Raw genomic sequence first — 15037 nt, 5'->3', positions numbered from 1 at the left:
GTTATTCAATTACTTTTTAACATCAATCCTCAGCTAAGGTCTCACCAAAGCCTCTTCCACAGCCTTTGTTATGGGATAAGGACCAGAATCTTTGTTGGAGAGGACAACAACCTGCACGTTGTGATCTGGATATACAGAAGACATGAACGACACACCAGGATCGAAACCCATCACATGATATTTAAATAACTCTCCCCCTCTCCGATCAATCCAGATCCCCTGCCCATAATAGGTTTCATCATCCTCATGGACATATGGCGTGATTAACTTTGCTGTTGTTTCTTTACCCAACAGTTCATTTCTGAATAACGCATTCCAAAAACGAATCATATCCGGCGCTGTTGTATAAGCTCCACCATCAGCCCCACCCTTAACAGGAATGGAAAAAATGTTACTTGTCCACGAGTCGTCCTCCTGATCCATATATCCGATCGCAGTATTACGGGGAAGACGATCTGTCTCAAAATAACCCGAATCCGACATACCGCACTTTTTGAAAATATATTGTTCTACATAATCCGTAAACGACTGCCCCGTGTGCTCTTCAACAATGAGGCCCAATACGATAAATGCAGCATTATTATAATGGAACCGTTCACCCGGAGCAGATTTCATGGGCTGATGCTGAAACATCGACAGAAAATCATTCAATTTGCGCATTGAATAGACGGGCCGTTCCTTCCACAACTCAGCGAAATCCTCCATCACTTCTTCATCAAAATAGTCCGGGATACCTGAGGTGTGTGTTAACAGCTGCTGAATTGTAACTCCTTGATCCCATAGAGGAAACTTAATGCTCAAGACATCTGCCAATCTGGAATCATACGATATTTTTCCTTGTTCAATCAATTGGCATATACTCACTGCCGTAAAAATCTTGCATCCAGATGCAATGCCAAACCGTGTATCTGGCTGATTCAAACGTTCATCACTTCGATTGGCATATGCACGAGTCGTACTTAATAGGGTATGCTCGTTTTGTTTTATCAAAACTACGCCCGAAAAATCAACATTCTCCATCACTTCTGTTATTCTGCGTGTCAGATCCGTTATACGCTTCATTTATCGTCCACCTAACTTCTTCTAAGAATTTCCATGCTCAGATGCTATTCAATCACGTTATTGTCCAATTTAAACGTCCATTACCGCAAGCCTTGCAGATCCGCCTCGGAACTTCCCAGCTCCGCCTTCCTACGATGTGTATTTATTAAATAATAAAGCGTTGCGTAGACCGTAAGAATAAACGTGCCAAAGAACATACAGAAAGCCAGCGATGGACGACTTACACTCTCATGCATAAGTTCAACCAGCGTCTCTCGATTGGTTAACGCATCCCAGCTGTTCAAGCGATATACACGTCCCAGCAGAACACCGTAACTCCCCAGTGCACAACCCCCTAGCACAAAGATCCATGAAAACCATCGTCCCAGTTTGTGATGGATCACTTCCTGAAGCTGATACATCGAAAGGAATCCTAGCAATAAACCTGTCCAAACGAACATCAAAACCACAATTAAGTCATACCAGTACTTGTAGTCCAATCCATTGCCTCCGCCATAATAGCGGGAACTGCGTGCCGTCAGGTGGACAAGATCCGTTACAATGTAGGAAGAATTCGGGAAGAACAATAGCCAGAGCAGTCCGCTTGCAACGACAAACCATGTTGCCCCTTTCCATTTAACATGGCTAAAGCCATAGGCCACATATGAAAACACAAAAGGAATCCAGCCCAAAAACAGATTCCAGATAAGGAAGCGAAAATAGCGCTGATCCAGCCAATCCGCAGCTGCGTAATACAAACCTAGAGTCACCACTGTGACCACACTAAGGAAAATAAATACTTTGATATAATTCAGTTTTCTCAATGATATTTACCTCACTTGATCCAATGAAATACATTCAGTTCCGAAAATAACGGATAATCTCTTCCTTGTTCTTTTCCACACGCAGATTCAGTCCACGTTTATCCTTTAACCCATATTGCTGTAGTTCATGTCCCGGATCAAGCACCAACGGTTTCGTTACTACATCCTCCAACAAGTTCATTGTCAGTTGATAGGCTTCACGCAGCTTATCCACCGGAATAATCGATTCATATCGCTTGATCAACTCAATCAGACGTTCCGCATACACTAGACGCACCATACTGTCCGCACTCATCAGTTGTCTTGATGCGAATGCTGTGACTGCAGCAATAATCAGTGGATTTGCATGATATCTGGCAATCGACGTAAGCTCATCAACCACGTCCCAATTCATGATGGATAATTCAGAGATTAACTGACCTATTCTTTCTTCCATCCATGTCTGCTCCAGCTCTTGCGGCACATCCCATAGTTTATATTCTGCATAAACACCACCACGATGCATCTGAACAGCGCTCCCATAATGTTTAACGAATAACGCTTTGGGAACACTCCAATTTGTTTCCATCCAACTACCACCATACCTGTCTCTATTTTCGCTTATAACCAGCACGCATTACATAAATTTACTGTTGAAGACCATACTAGGATCATACCATTTCCCAAAGGAGAATCAAATTCACAATGAATCCAAATTCAATGCAGCCTCCAGACCGAATACAACCTGCTAACAACACAAATTCAGACTTCACACCCCACTTGAACCATGGCGGGCATGAAATGTTCGATATGCATGAAATTCTGTCAGGAGCCATCAACGTATTGGATCAATACATGATCTTCAGGACGTTTGTACAAGATACTGAACTTCTTCATATTCTTGATCGTCAATACAACTTCATGTTATCCCAATATAATCTGACTGCAGAATGTTTCTCAACTGGGCACAAGCCTCATCACGAGACTGCAACCTACATGATTCCGAACATCGTGCAACCTGTGTATGGCCTCAAGCCGTCCGCTCCGAAAAAGCCAAATCAATCCCTTTCGGATGTCAAAGATGCAGGCATCAGCGGTCATATGCTGGGATTAATCAAGTCTCACGCCTCTTTGCTGGCTATGTCTGCACCTGAAATTACGAATGGCGCCGTACGCCGGGTCATCGCTTCGCAGGTTCAACAGTTTATCGAGATGGCTTACGAAATTTTCACGTATCAAAATCAACATGCCTACTATCAAGTGCCTCAACTCAGTGCAAATGATACCACACAGATGCTTCAGGCCTACGTTCCAGCAAACGGCACACCTCAGATGCCAATCAACAATAAACCACCTCTCCACTAATTTAAAATAAGCTTAATCAACAAAGAACAGTATCTTCAACCCACTCAAGGTTGAAAGATGCTGTTCTTTGTTATTTCCAGAATCATCTAATGTTTGCAGCATGTCTTGAATAACACATTTTAATTTAAAAAAATTCTACCTTGATTCGATTACCAGAAACTGGTTTAATCAGAATGTGGTCACAATTACTCATTATGTAACATGGGAGGTTTTTGAATGCGATTGAATCCATCGATTAAACTTGGTTTTCTAGCCATGACATTAAGCTTTACGGCCATCTTTGCAACTCTGATAACATCCCAAACTACATTGGCTGCACCTGTCCCAGCTTCCAAAGCGGTATATCATCAATTTCAAATGTATTCAAAAAATGCAGTGAAATCCACGCCCAGCCTGGTTCAGGCACGTAAATATCTATTGAATCATATCGACGAAGTCGGACCTTGGCAGGCTACCTTGATGACCCTTCAACTGGAGAATTTGCAAAAGATCAGACTGGCTGACTTGGATCAAAAAATGTATACGGAACTGTTTCAAAGCGTTCTCTATGAAGCCCATTCCAACATAGGTTATGAACAAAAGCTTACATATAGCAGACTGCTCAAAGTGATTAAAGATCCGTCCGTTCGCAAGCTCTTGCAGGAAGCTTCCGATCTGGGATTCAAACTGGAAACTAGTGAAGGTCTATACTATCCCATCATCAATTATGAGATGTACAAAAAGTTTCAGCCCTACGTGAAACCTGACATTGTTGCTTACATTGATATTATGGCTGCGGAATCCAACCAGCCCACAACTTCCGATGCGGCCTTTATCATAACCTGGGATGAACTCATCCGGCGTACTCTAGAGAAGGAAGCTTTCCTGAACAACTTCCCAAGCTCTAATCGTACGTCAGCAGTTAAGAATTCACTTTACGTTGGTTACCTGTTTTATGGAAGTGATAATTCTCCCGCCTATGACTGGTACACGGAAGAAGAAATTCGTACTATCGATCCAGAAGTGAAAAAAGCATATGAAAAGGCTGTGGCAAATAGGGAGACTAACACGAAGAGTGTACTTCTGGATACAGTGGAGAAGATTTTGCATCTACTCGATAAGAGTAATGACGAACTTACCCCAGAAATCAAAGAAATCACTGACCATGTTGAAAGCCTGTTTGCCAATGATTAATAAATATAACCAGTCCAAAGTGGATGTTGTTAGTTCACAATAAAATCAGGTACAATCTCAAAGCTAAAAAGAAGCGGCACTCCTCTTTACAGGATGTGTCGCTTTAACATGCCTTGTACCCTTCTTATTCCATTCCAGAATAGTATTATCTCGATACCGATGTAAGTTTGTCTGGATTCACAACGAGATAGAACCCCTCAATTCGCTCTCCAAGAGAGTCCAGTTCCAAACACAGAACTTCGGACAACTGTCCGTTTTCCAGTAACACAAGGTGTTGTTCTCCGTTGATAAATGTGGGCATCCACTCTCGTTTTCGCAATCGGGTAAGCACCCGGCGAGAGGTCAACAAGGCGAGTACACCCTTACGAACCCTCATCGTTCTCATGACCGTATGCACACGTCCACCGCCATCTGCCGTAAATACCGGTTGTTCAGCAAGCAGCTCCAGCATCTCGGAGACATCATAATTCAGAAAAGCCGTTGTAAAACGAGCCAACAATTGCTCTTTTGCAGCATAACCTGCAGAACTCTGTTCCAACGCCGGAAGTCTATCGGGAAGCTTGCGTCTCGCCCGGCTAAAAATCTGACGGCAGTTGCTCTCTGATTTGCCCAACCAATCCGCTATTTCCGTATATTCATACTGGAAAGCCTCACGAAGTACAAAAACGGCACGCTCTATCGGGGAAAGCTGCTCCAGCATAACCAGATAAGCATAGGAGATCATCTCCTTCTGCTGCACGGTTTCTTCCGGAATGTTTCCCATTTCACCGTAGCTCATCGGCTCGGGAAGCCATTCTCCAACATAACTTTCCCTTTGATTACGGGCAGAGTTTAGCAGATTCAGACTCCGGTTTACGATTAGTTTAGCAATATAGGACTTGGCATTACGGATATCATCAAGAGACTTGCTCTGAAGCTCTGCAAAACAATCCTGCACAATATCTTCAGCCTCCACAACACTGCCAAGCATGCGGTAAGCAATGGAAAAGGCATAGGCTTTATAACGAATATACAATTCACCAACTTCCAGAGAAGACACTTCTGGCTCATTGGTGAGGGGATTGAATTTCATGAGAATGGCCTCCTCTGGCAGATGGTCGGATGTTTATTTAATTAAAGCAGCCTGGATACATCCCTGTTGTAATGGCAATCCGGTTCCAGCTATTAATCGTGTTGATCGCCATGATCAGATCCACAAGTTCAGCCTCACTGAAATGTTCTCTAACTTTTTCATACAATTCAAGTGGTACCCCTTGTTCGGAAATAAGTGTTACGGCCTCAGCCAGCTCCAGCATAACACGTTCTTTTTCCGTAAACAAAGGCACCTCGCGCCACACGCTCAGCAGCAAAATGTGATCGGCATAATCTCCAAGCTTCAACAGATCTTTAGCATGCATATCAAGACAGAACGCACAACCATTGATTTGGGATACACGGATTTTCAGTAGCTCATATAACGGTTTGTCTTCAAACTGACCTGAAATGTGCTGCTCCAATGCCATCATTGCTTTGAAAGCACCCGGGTTAGCCACTCTATAATTCACTCTTAAACTCATTGCATTCGCCTCCGTATTTTGGTCTACAATCTTAAGACAAACCAAGGCTCACATTTGTGACATTTTTCTATAAAAAATTTCTTCAGCATACTCAGGCACAGAATATAGCTCGATTAACAATTAAGTAATTAATCTGCGTGGAGCATAACCGACATGAATATAGTTCACGTAAAGCGTTATGTATAAACAGGGGTTTCCGTATTTATGTTAGCTGTTTGATGTTTTGTTTGTGATTTTGAACAAATAATCATTATACATATTGATACACGAAACAAAAGAGTAGTAACATACGGCTACAAAGTAAACTTTCCTGACATAAAAAAATGAACGATTCATTATCCTAGCAAGGAGTGACTTCCATGATAACTTCCAATTCCAATCCTCAATTTACATCTGAACTGCCTCGCGGCTGCACGTTCTCCGCAGAAGACTGGCATGTATTATCTCAATATTGGTATCCCATTGCCCAGGCAAGCGAAGTGACAGATAAACCACTTGCCGCTCAATTGCTTGATGTCCGCCTGGTGCTGTATCGCAGCAACGACAAAGTTGTAGTTGCCAAGGATCTTTGTTTTCACCGTGGTGCTCCGCTCAGTAAAGGCTGGGTAGAAAATGGGGAAATCGTCTGTCCATATCATGGTTTCCGTTACAACTGTGAGGGTAAATGTACCGCCGTACCTGCACACCCTAGCTCCAAAATCTCTCCCAAACTGAAACTTATCGTATACCCTGCGGTTGAACGTTATGGCCTGATCTGGACTTCACTCGCCGGTACCGACGAGCAGATTCCCGCATTCCCGGGATGGGATGATCCAGATTATATCAAGATCCTGCCCCCGAACTTTGATATCGCAGGTTCTGCTGGACGTCAAATGGAAGGGTTTCTGGATGTATCCCATTTTGCCTACGTGCATACCGAAACGTTCGGCGACCGTAACAACACCGAAGTGCCCCAATACAAAGTAAAACGCGAAGGCAATGAACTGCTTGCCGAATACTGGAGTTCTGTCAGCAACTATGGCAAAGGTCAGGATAATGTCGCACCCGAAGGTTTTCAGTGGCTGCGTGAATTCCGCGTATTTCCACCATTCGCCGCATCACTTACGGTTCACTTCCCGGAGAACGATAAGCTGAACATTCTGAACTGTGCCTCTCCCATCTCTGCACGTTTTACGCGGTTGTTCTGTCCGATTACCCGTAATTTTGACAAGGATGCTCCGATTGAAGATACAATTAAGTTTAACTTGCAAGTATTTGAGGAAGATCGGGAAATGGTGGAATCACAGAAGCCGGAGGATTTGCCACTGGATCTGCATGCAGAAGCGCATATTCCCGCAGACCGTACCTCTATCGCTTATCGTCAGTTATTGACAGAGCTTGGTTTGGGACGAAATTACACATCATAAATTGAAAACAAATGGACAAATAAAGAAGCGTTTCTACGAACGCTTCTTTATTGTATAATTGCTTACACTTTCACTCGTGACAATGTACTGGGTTTTACCCCATTTAAATGCCTTATATCGTTCACTTACCCTTGATTATTCGTGTTCACAGGAGGTTCTGTATAATACGGACAGCCTGGTTCGTGAATAATGCGGGGATCAACCCATGTTCCCCAATATGGAAGGCGATTCACATAAGGCTGCACGTTGGGATGGCTATTCGAGTTAGGCATGTTGGTGCTCGGGGAAACTTGAGTAACACAGTCCACTGGCGGACCAACGATTACCGTTTTTTGAATTGGAGCAAGCGTTTCCTTCACCTTGTTCTCATCCAGACAATACGTATGAGCCAGAACACTCGCAGGTGTTAGCCGTAAAATATCCGAACCAAAAATGGCTTCAGGAATCGGGGCATCAAAGATAGCCAGCAGATGGGTCTGATCTACCGTTGCAATCTCATAGTGCCACCAGCCTTGCGGAACATTCGCTACTTGGCCCGGGGTGATTGGAAAATTCAACAACTCTTTGGTAAACGGGTTAATAAGGGAAACGACCGCTGAACCACTGATACAATACACCAGCTCGGATGCATTCTGATGAATATGAGGATCAACCACATTGCCCGTGCTAAGAAAAATGTCCAGCAAGGATACGTTACCCAATGTGTTTAATTGCTGAATGGAGAGAACATTAATATAGTTATTTCCGTCTTTTTGGAAGAAAGAATTCTGGTTCACGTCAGCTGTAAATTGGGTGGTAGGTGAGGTGAAGTCCATATAAGAGGTTGCCAAAATAAAACGCCTGCCCTTCGCTCTCGGTTTAGGTGATAACCTATACGCCAGCTTATGCTCTGGGCTTCTATGCGTGAGCCCATTTCTGAGGTAGGCAACATTTAACCAAAAGAACCTTGACTCAGGAAGCCTGATCAGGTTTCTTTTGGTTATTGGTTTTTTTTCATATCCCAAACCTCTTGCCAACTGGTACCGAGCGGAATATTCATCAAGTCCACATACTCCAACCAGTTCATTCGTGTAACGATATCTGGTGTCCCCTCAATTAATGAATTCGTAACCAGCAATGCCCTGAGGTTTTTAAGTTTCTCCAGTTCGGGAGGAAATTCTCGTATACCGGAATAAACAATCTCCAGATATTTGAGATTACTCAGTTCACCGATCTCGGGAGGAATACACTTCAACCCCAGCTCCGATTGTGGCTTGGGCCTCCATCCAGGTACAGAAGCAAAAGGGCTGCCACAATATATTCTCAGCTCTCGAAGTTCTTTCAGTTTCCCGATATCTCCAGGAAAACACTCCAGGTCCAATGTCATGATCTCCAATCTCTCCAAAGAAGTTAGTTCAAAAAGAGCTGGAGGAAGCGTGTACAGATCCTGCTCAAAAATCGTCAGCTGTTTCAACTGCTTCAATTCCCTAATCCTTTTAGGAATCTCGGTTAGGCCATGTGAACTGATATTTAGAATGTTGGTCTCATGCTTGATCGCATCATCCAGCAGACATTGAACGTCCTGATGCCGCTGCAAATCGAAGAATAATCCCGTGATCCGCTCCATTAACTCAATTGCTTCTTCCTGTGTAATCCGCATACCATATATGTTCTCATGAGCAACACTAAAAAAATAATCACTTCCATCCTCTTTCAAAAAACAAAGATCATCCGGCAATGATGGATACAACCAGTCATGAAAACGGTTTGCTTCTTCTTTAAGTATCTGCCCTGATTCCGATGTGCAGCGATATATGTAATAAATCCCCTCTGAATACATGGCACCACTTTGCATCATCATTTTTTCCATCGTACAGCTTTCAATAAAGTAAGGCTTTAGTTTCCGCAATACTCTTGAAACCCCTGGTACTTCGTCGACATCGTACCTTCGTCTGTCCACCAGCAAAAAACGATCTGTTTTCTCAATCAACTCATCAATTAACTGTTCATAAGCAGAGCCTCTTGGATCAGTATGAAACGACACAGCTACCAAATCATATCCCCCTTCACCATACCACGTTCTATTAACCCCTCTGTGTCACTCCATTGCATCGCAGCATAGGCTAATATCATCAATCAAACACTGGAGGCATGCATCATGGCATACGGACCTGGTTCAGTTCCTATCCCGCCAACTGCGGGTTATCCTTACCCTTATTATCCACCGCCACCCTATCCATACCCCTACCCTTATCCATATCCCTATCCACCCATCGTACCGTTTCCGCTGCCCTTTCCCATCGGACATATCGGAGGCCCAGGATGGCATGGCGGTTACCCGGGAGGTCCGCACGGTCCATTCCCTGGAGGCGGCTATCCGGGCGGACCACATGGCGGAGGACCCGGGGGCCCTGGTGGACCTGGCGGAGGTTTCCACGGCCATCGTTTCTAATGGTAAAATAGCAATGCAGGAGCTGCTGTCGGCAGCTCCTGTCTTTGTTCAACTTTCTTTAAAATATCCAATGCCCTTCTGTTGAACAGATTCTACCTGCTCAATACTCAATCTCATCCATAATCTTCAGATTACGGTTGGACACTTCCAGCAAGTCTGTATATGTCTCAGACACATAATAAACAAAGTCCGGATCATGCACATACATAATCACTTGCCCGTAGGTTCCTTTCTCTGTCGGATCAAAATCAAGCATCAAATACAGCGAGCCTCCCGCCATCGTTGCAAAAGGAATCCACTCTTTATGGAATAAGTAGGGCTTAATCTCCGGGTCTAGTTTGCTGATCTCTTCGTCAGAATAGTACTCGTCCAATTTCTCATCTACTTCACAGAAATATTGTTTAGTTTCCCGAATTTCCTTCAATGACATCAGATAAAACGGATTACATTCCTCTGCCTCCGCATCACCCGGATACAAAATATGAAATGCATAACCACTGCCGTCTTTACGCTTATAGAAGGAACGGAAATCCTCCGGCAGCCGGACGCCATACTCTGTTTCAAATGCATTTAGACTTTGCTCAGAGGCACCCTCCCGATGCTGGTATTCGTCGTATAACTGCCGAATTTCATCATCATGGATTTTTTCGTTCAGGAGCTCATTCAACGCATCAAACAAATCATTCCATTTTGCATTAGCCTCAGGTGTCATACACACCCCTCCCTTTTCAACTCTTTTCAACCCGTTCCCGCACATATTCCTGATATCCCCAGAATGCCTCTTCTTCCCCTCCGTCTTCGATCAGAACCATAACAGCGTAGGAAAACAGATCCAGCCACCGTTCCATCAATGCAATCTGTTCATTTGAGATCAATTTATTACTCTGCAACATTCCTTCAGGTTCGACGGCCCATGCACGTCCAAGGTGGGTAATTCCCCATAGTGAAGCCATAATTTCACGATCCAGCGTAGATTGTTTTAGTTCAGGAGCCAAAACATGCAAGATTTCCATGAGTTCATGAAAATTTTCTTCATTCAGGTTACCGCGAAAGGGGCGCAAGCTACCAAGAAAACCGGTTTCCATTGTCGAATGATTCAGATCATCGCAGGCAAAGGCATGACATTTCAACAAAATCACTGCTTCTTCACGCTTCATTTCAACCCCCACTTTATCCAATCTTGATCTTCAATCATTGGTGTTCACCAACGTAAAGGTTCTTCTCCACGCCATAACACGTAGCGTTCAATCTCACGGAGGGTGCCTGTGCCTATGCCATACTCATCGATCTGATCAGAGTGCAGATCAAGAATATGCAGCATGCCCCCGAACGTACCCACTGCAAGCTTGGACTGGTCAGGCGAGATCGCCAAGGAATAGATGGTGCTGCCTACAAAATGTCTCCACACTTCCTGCCCATCACCATTCACACAATATAAATATCCGTATGCGTCACCAAGCACCATGCCTGCATCCAATTCTACTGCAGCGTAAACACGGGCATTCTCATCCATTACAGGCCAATCTTCCTTACTCTCATTACCATCAATCGTTTCCAACTGAACTTGTATTGTAGCACCGTTATAAAAGTGACAGGCATTAAACCATACCTTCAAACTGTCTGCGGTGAATACCGCATAGTGAGGATAGCTGGATTCAGGATAAAGCGAATATGTCTTATTCTGTTGGCGATCCAGAACCATATGGTTACTTACCTGGCTACCGTAGGCAATCCAGCGACCGTCACGTGAGACTGCGGCATGACCCATATCAATCTGTGTATCTTCCAACTCATATTCTTCGATTTCTGCAGGATCCGGGTGCAGCAGGGATACCTGCTCTTGGTCTACCAGGTAGATTCCATAATTGGAGAAGATAAGAACGGATTTCCCATCATTGAATGGAATAAGTCCTTCAAGTGTGCGTTCCGGATGCTCACAGTCAGCAAGGGATTCGATGCGCGGCAAAGCCTTCTGAATACTGGATTGAATATCTTCCCAGCGATACACCGCAAGCTCTTGTCCTTCCAGATGGCGATCTGGTTGTCTGATGATACGAATACCGTCCGATCCGGCCAGCGCATAGTCTGCACCGTCTGGCGAACAACCTGCAAAGGTATACTGAGAGAATGGCAACCATCCGTTTGGATCAGCGGTATACACACAGCCATTCTCCGTGAAGGTGCCTGTTGTGAATACTATTGTTTCTGTGTTCAGATAACCTACTACCCGAACGGCCTGCATGGAAGATTGAAATTGTTCGTTCATTGGCCATGTTGCAGCAGGTAGTTCAAGCCGAAGCCGTTCCAAATCCCCTTGAAGATTGGCTTGCTTCACCATCTCCCACACTTCGGTGCTGATCTGCGTTCTGGCATCCTCCGCGAGCTCCGATTCATCCAGTTGCTCTCCTGCCATGCCTCTGCGTACAAATGCATTGACATCTTTTGCGTATCGTTTGCCTTCACTTCGCCACGTTTCTGCAATATTTTCTTTCAACCAATTCAATTGCTATTCCTCCACTCCGCCTCTATTGATGACTGTACAGTGATGTTCCCGCAAAAATTGATCCAGTTCGTGATCCATCGCACCTTCTGTCCCATGCATCTCTTCGTAGAAAAGGGCAATTTCTCTGCCATTCGCATAATTAAAACGTAAATATCCGCCCATGGAAAGCATAAAAAGCTTACATGAGTACTCATTTTCCATCACTGCATCCCACTTGAATTTACTCTTACACAAATCGGCCAGTTCTTTCATAGAGCCTTCCCGCTCAACGTTAACCAAGTGGTAGAACGTGTGGTTTCGCACTTCGTTCCAGGGTTCAAAATACGCCGGAGTCAGCGGTTTATCCTGATGGTAATATCCGCAATAGATCCGGTCCAAAGTCTCTCCAAAGTCTGCTTCAGAGCACGTCCACAGGACAATATGCTCATCATGACGAGGGAGCCATAACAACCCCTTCACATCTGGATGAATGGCCAGGAAATCACCATCCACCGAACTGCCGATACTGATACACTCCTGTAGCTGAACCTGAGTAACCGGTGTATCCTCCGTGTGCATCCAAAAATCATATTCAGCAAAAGGTTTCAATACCTCATAATCCGGCCGCTGTACATTCATCCAGCCCGTGTATGTTCCTTCCCCGTATTGCTCCAGCCATAGGCGATATGACGCAGGTAACGAGATGGAATGCTGTTGTTCAAAATGATCCAGTTCCTTCGCCGGTACGGGCTTCAACGCACGAGTTACTATATACATTCACGACATCTCCCTACGATCGTCTCGTTCAATCACGACAGTTCATTTCATTCAATCAGTCCGTAATTCAAACAGGTTAAAGCTAAGCCAGTTCTTCCTGCACAATCTCGGTTAGTACACCCTTGCGGTTTACAATGCTAATGGCAAATGCATCATAGCCGTCACGTTTCACCAGCTCAAAATCCATGCGCTCTCCCGTAATTAATTCGTAGGTTCCGTCTTCATCCACATCTTCTCCGAACTCTTCATCCCACGGCACGTTGTAAAAGGCAGATAACTGTACTTCAAATATGTCTTCTCCTTCGACGTCCAGGTATGGGCGTAGCGGCCTGTTATTCAAGTCTTCCTCCGGATATGTCTCACACAACATGGCATCATAACCGTGCTTGGCTGAATCTATGAGTAAGTAACGCTCTCCTGTTAAGGTATGCTCCGCATATACGATGAGTGGTGTCGAATCATGCCAGGTTATCAGATCATCTTCGGTTAAGTCACCATAATAAAAGATATGGAACTTGTCATGACCATCGCTCGTTTGCAACTTGCATTTCCATTCAATTTCATGAGTCTGAGCATCTGAAATCTCCCGAACCAAACCTTCCAAATATGTAGGTCCTTTATGTACACCAAATAAATTCATGATCTCGCCTCCGCTTTATTCATTCGAATGGTTACAACTTTATGTTCTTCATCCACTTCCAGCTTCACATCGATGTCTAACTTATCATGGAACAAAGCCGTAATGTTGATATAAGGATCACGAGCAGCTTCGCTGCCTCCATTGCTAGAACGACTCATCCCCTGATGAATGATGGATTGGACCAGCTGTCCATCGCCTTTTCCAGTTTTTTGATAAGTATAAATCACCTCTTTGTCCTTATTATAAAAATTCAACACCGTTGTAAAATCTTTGGCATTGGTATATTGCTTTTCGGATTTTACATATTCATTTTGTGTGGAATGATAGCCTACTGTACCCGCCAAATAGGGATTATCTTCATTCGGTCGAACATCAAACTCCTGATAAGCGATGTGAAAAAGATATTGAATATGATTCATATCTACCCGATAATATAACTGCCTGTTGTCCTCCTCTTTATCCATGGCAGCGAAACTGTTGATGAGTGGCCAGGCTTCATAGGATTTGCCATTCACGTCGACAGCAAGAGCATAATCAGAGAGTACCTTCTCTTTTTGAAACACACCATACGTCTGTAAAATGAAATAGGTTGGAATGAGTAATACGCCTATTATCACAGCAAATATCGTAATCTTTAAACGGAATTTCATGATCATCCTCCTTTACGACTCGCGTTCTGCTGGTTTATCCAGTTTTATGCTGAAGTTTGGTCAATGTGCGGACAACCAGCTCCCTGTTCTTGGCGTTCTTAATATAAGCGGGGATGGAATGTGAAGCCGTCTTCAAAGGTGCATTTCCAGGTTTCACGCGCAAATCAGCCGAAATATATGAAATCAGATAGTTTAAATGCTCCCTATTAACAGCCCATACCACCTTACCTCTGACATCGTCCAGAAAATACAATTCCATATCAAAAACAGGGTCGCGCCCATCCCGTATATCGGGATAATACCCTCGGTATGCTGGCTTTTTATGTAATTCGACCTCATTAATTGTCCCGCAGTGCGGGCATTCGATATGTGACGATTTGTGATTTATCTTTTTCTCATCCGTCACTTCAACATTGAACCAGCCCTCACACCGGATGCAATTGCTCTTGGCATTGTACTGATACTCTGTCTCTTGAATTCCATGAGCGTAACATTGCGAACATTTCCATGCTAGATGATCTTCTTCAGTGACAATAAAGGCGTGCCCGCCGCATGGTTTACATTTCACATCGATCTGCTCTCCCCGGTGAAGAACAGCGTAGAAGCTGTATTTATAAGCCCCTTCATCCTCGAAACGTTTCATTTTCAATCCCCTCCTTCCCCCTGCATCATGACCATTGCTAAGAGCAATCACTCAGCATTTCCCAGTTGAT

At 44.2% G+C, this 15037-nt stretch carries 18 protein-coding genes; 4 read left to right on the top strand and 14 right to left on the bottom strand.

Features of this window, described 5'->3' with window-relative positions; genetic code table 11:
- Positions 1-33 precede the first annotated feature (33 nt).
- The 3 genes from gpAD87_RS06725 to gpAD87_RS06715 all read right to left on the bottom strand — a co-directional run bounded on the left by gpAD87_RS06725 (position 34) and on the right by gpAD87_RS06715 (position 2433).
- On the bottom strand, positions 34-1062 hold the full coding sequence (locus gpAD87_RS06725) for a serine hydrolase domain-containing protein (protein ID WP_064637009.1): 1029 nt from the start codon (positions 1060-1062) through the stop codon (positions 34-36).
- An 80-nt stretch (positions 1063-1142) separates the two neighbouring features.
- Positions 1143-1865: a DUF1361 domain-containing protein gene (locus gpAD87_RS06720; protein ID WP_064637007.1), complete on the bottom strand. Its 723-nt coding sequence runs from the start codon at positions 1863-1865 to the stop codon at positions 1143-1145.
- A 34-nt stretch (positions 1866-1899) separates the two neighbouring features.
- Positions 1900-2433 (bottom strand): hypothetical protein, encoded by a 534-nt coding sequence (locus tag gpAD87_RS06715; RefSeq protein ID WP_064637005.1) that lies wholly within the window; start codon positions 2431-2433, stop codon positions 1900-1902.
- Between the two features lie 131 nt (positions 2434-2564).
- On the opposite strand from gpAD87_RS06715, the gene gpAD87_RS06710 reads away from it, so the two are divergent.
- Positions 2565-3209, top strand: a complete 645-nt coding sequence (locus gpAD87_RS06710) for a spore coat protein (RefSeq protein WP_064640773.1) — start codon at positions 2565-2567, stop codon at positions 3207-3209.
- Positions 3210-3425: 216 nt separating this feature from the next.
- The gene (locus tag gpAD87_RS31380; protein WP_082935021.1) at positions 3426-4382 is read left to right on the top strand and encodes a hypothetical protein; all 957 of its coding nucleotides are present in this window, start codon (positions 3426-3428) and stop codon (positions 4380-4382) included.
- Positions 4383-4527: 145 nt separating this feature from the next.
- Here gpAD87_RS31380 and gpAD87_RS06700 read toward each other — a convergent pair whose 3' ends face one another.
- Positions 4528-5454, bottom strand: a complete 927-nt coding sequence (locus tag gpAD87_RS06700) for a sigma-70 family RNA polymerase sigma factor (protein WP_064637003.1) — start codon at positions 5452-5454, stop codon at positions 4528-4530.
- 37 nt (positions 5455-5491) lie between these two features.
- Positions 5492-5938: a carboxymuconolactone decarboxylase family protein gene (locus gpAD87_RS06695; protein ID WP_064637001.1), complete on the bottom strand. Its 447-nt coding sequence runs from the start codon at positions 5936-5938 to the stop codon at positions 5492-5494.
- A gap of 359 nt (positions 5939-6297) precedes the next feature.
- On the opposite strand from gpAD87_RS06695, the gene gpAD87_RS06690 reads away from it, so the two are divergent.
- The gene (locus tag gpAD87_RS06690) at positions 6298-7344 is read left to right on the top strand and encodes an aromatic ring-hydroxylating oxygenase subunit alpha (protein WP_064636999.1); all 1047 of its coding nucleotides are present in this window, start codon (positions 6298-6300) and stop codon (positions 7342-7344) included.
- Between the two features lie 125 nt (positions 7345-7469).
- On the opposite strand, the gene gpAD87_RS06685 is transcribed toward gpAD87_RS06690, so the two are convergent.
- Both gpAD87_RS06685 and gpAD87_RS06680 read right to left on the bottom strand, forming a co-directional pair.
- Positions 7470-8174, bottom strand: coding sequence for a cupin domain-containing protein (locus tag gpAD87_RS06685; RefSeq protein WP_064636997.1), 705 nt, complete (start codon positions 8172-8174; stop codon positions 7470-7472).
- A gap of 149 nt (positions 8175-8323) precedes the next feature.
- Positions 8324-9376 (bottom strand): leucine-rich repeat domain-containing protein, encoded by a 1053-nt coding sequence (locus tag gpAD87_RS06680; protein WP_064636995.1) that lies wholly within the window; start codon positions 9374-9376, stop codon positions 8324-8326.
- Between the two features lie 105 nt (positions 9377-9481).
- Here gpAD87_RS06680 and gpAD87_RS31760 point away from each other — a divergent pair, with 105 nt between their 5' ends.
- Positions 9482-9775 carry a hypothetical protein gene (locus gpAD87_RS31760; RefSeq protein WP_143021529.1) on the top strand — a complete coding sequence of 98 codons (294 nt, stop codon included), beginning with the start codon at positions 9482-9484 and terminating at the stop codon, positions 9773-9775.
- A 100-nt stretch (positions 9776-9875) separates the two neighbouring features.
- On the opposite strand, the gene gpAD87_RS06670 is transcribed toward gpAD87_RS31760, so the two are convergent.
- The 7 genes from gpAD87_RS06670 to gpAD87_RS06640 all read right to left on the bottom strand — a co-directional run bounded on the left by gpAD87_RS06670 (position 9876) and on the right by gpAD87_RS06640 (position 14967).
- Complete coding sequence (locus tag gpAD87_RS06670; protein WP_064636991.1) at positions 9876-10487, bottom strand: SMI1/KNR4 family protein; 612 nt, start codon at positions 10485-10487, stop codon at positions 9876-9878.
- Between the two features lie 16 nt (positions 10488-10503).
- The gene (locus tag gpAD87_RS06665; protein WP_064636989.1) at positions 10504-10932 is read right to left on the bottom strand and encodes a hypothetical protein; all 429 of its coding nucleotides are present in this window, start codon (positions 10930-10932) and stop codon (positions 10504-10506) included.
- Positions 10933-10976: 44 nt separating this feature from the next.
- The gene (locus gpAD87_RS06660; RefSeq protein ID WP_064636987.1) at positions 10977-12278 is read right to left on the bottom strand and encodes a hypothetical protein; all 1302 of its coding nucleotides are present in this window, start codon (positions 12276-12278) and stop codon (positions 10977-10979) included.
- A 3-nt stretch (positions 12279-12281) separates the two neighbouring features.
- Entirely contained in the window at positions 12282-13034 is a 753-nt protein-coding gene (locus tag gpAD87_RS06655) for an SMI1/KNR4 family protein (protein WP_064636986.1), read from the bottom strand.
- Positions 13035-13116: 82 nt separating this feature from the next.
- The gene (locus gpAD87_RS06650) at positions 13117-13674 is read right to left on the bottom strand and encodes a hypothetical protein (RefSeq protein ID WP_064636984.1); all 558 of its coding nucleotides are present in this window, start codon (positions 13672-13674) and stop codon (positions 13117-13119) included.
- Positions 13671-14324, bottom strand: coding sequence for a hypothetical protein (locus gpAD87_RS06645; protein ID WP_064636982.1), 654 nt, complete (start codon positions 14322-14324; stop codon positions 13671-13673). The genes gpAD87_RS06650 and gpAD87_RS06645 overlap by 4 nt, the downstream gene beginning before the upstream one ends.
- A 34-nt stretch (positions 14325-14358) precedes the next feature.
- Complete coding sequence (locus gpAD87_RS06640; protein WP_064636980.1) at positions 14359-14967, bottom strand: hypothetical protein; 609 nt, start codon at positions 14965-14967, stop codon at positions 14359-14361.
- Positions 14968-15037: the final 70 nt, after the last annotated feature.

The organism is Paenibacillus sp. AD87, assembly GCF_001659845.1.
In the GTDB taxonomy this organism is placed as follows: domain Bacteria; phylum Bacillota; class Bacilli; order Paenibacillales; family Paenibacillaceae; genus Paenibacillus; species Paenibacillus marchantiae.
The sequence above is the reverse complement of the archived record's forward strand: the minus strand, read 5'-3'. Positions and strand labels throughout refer to the sequence as shown.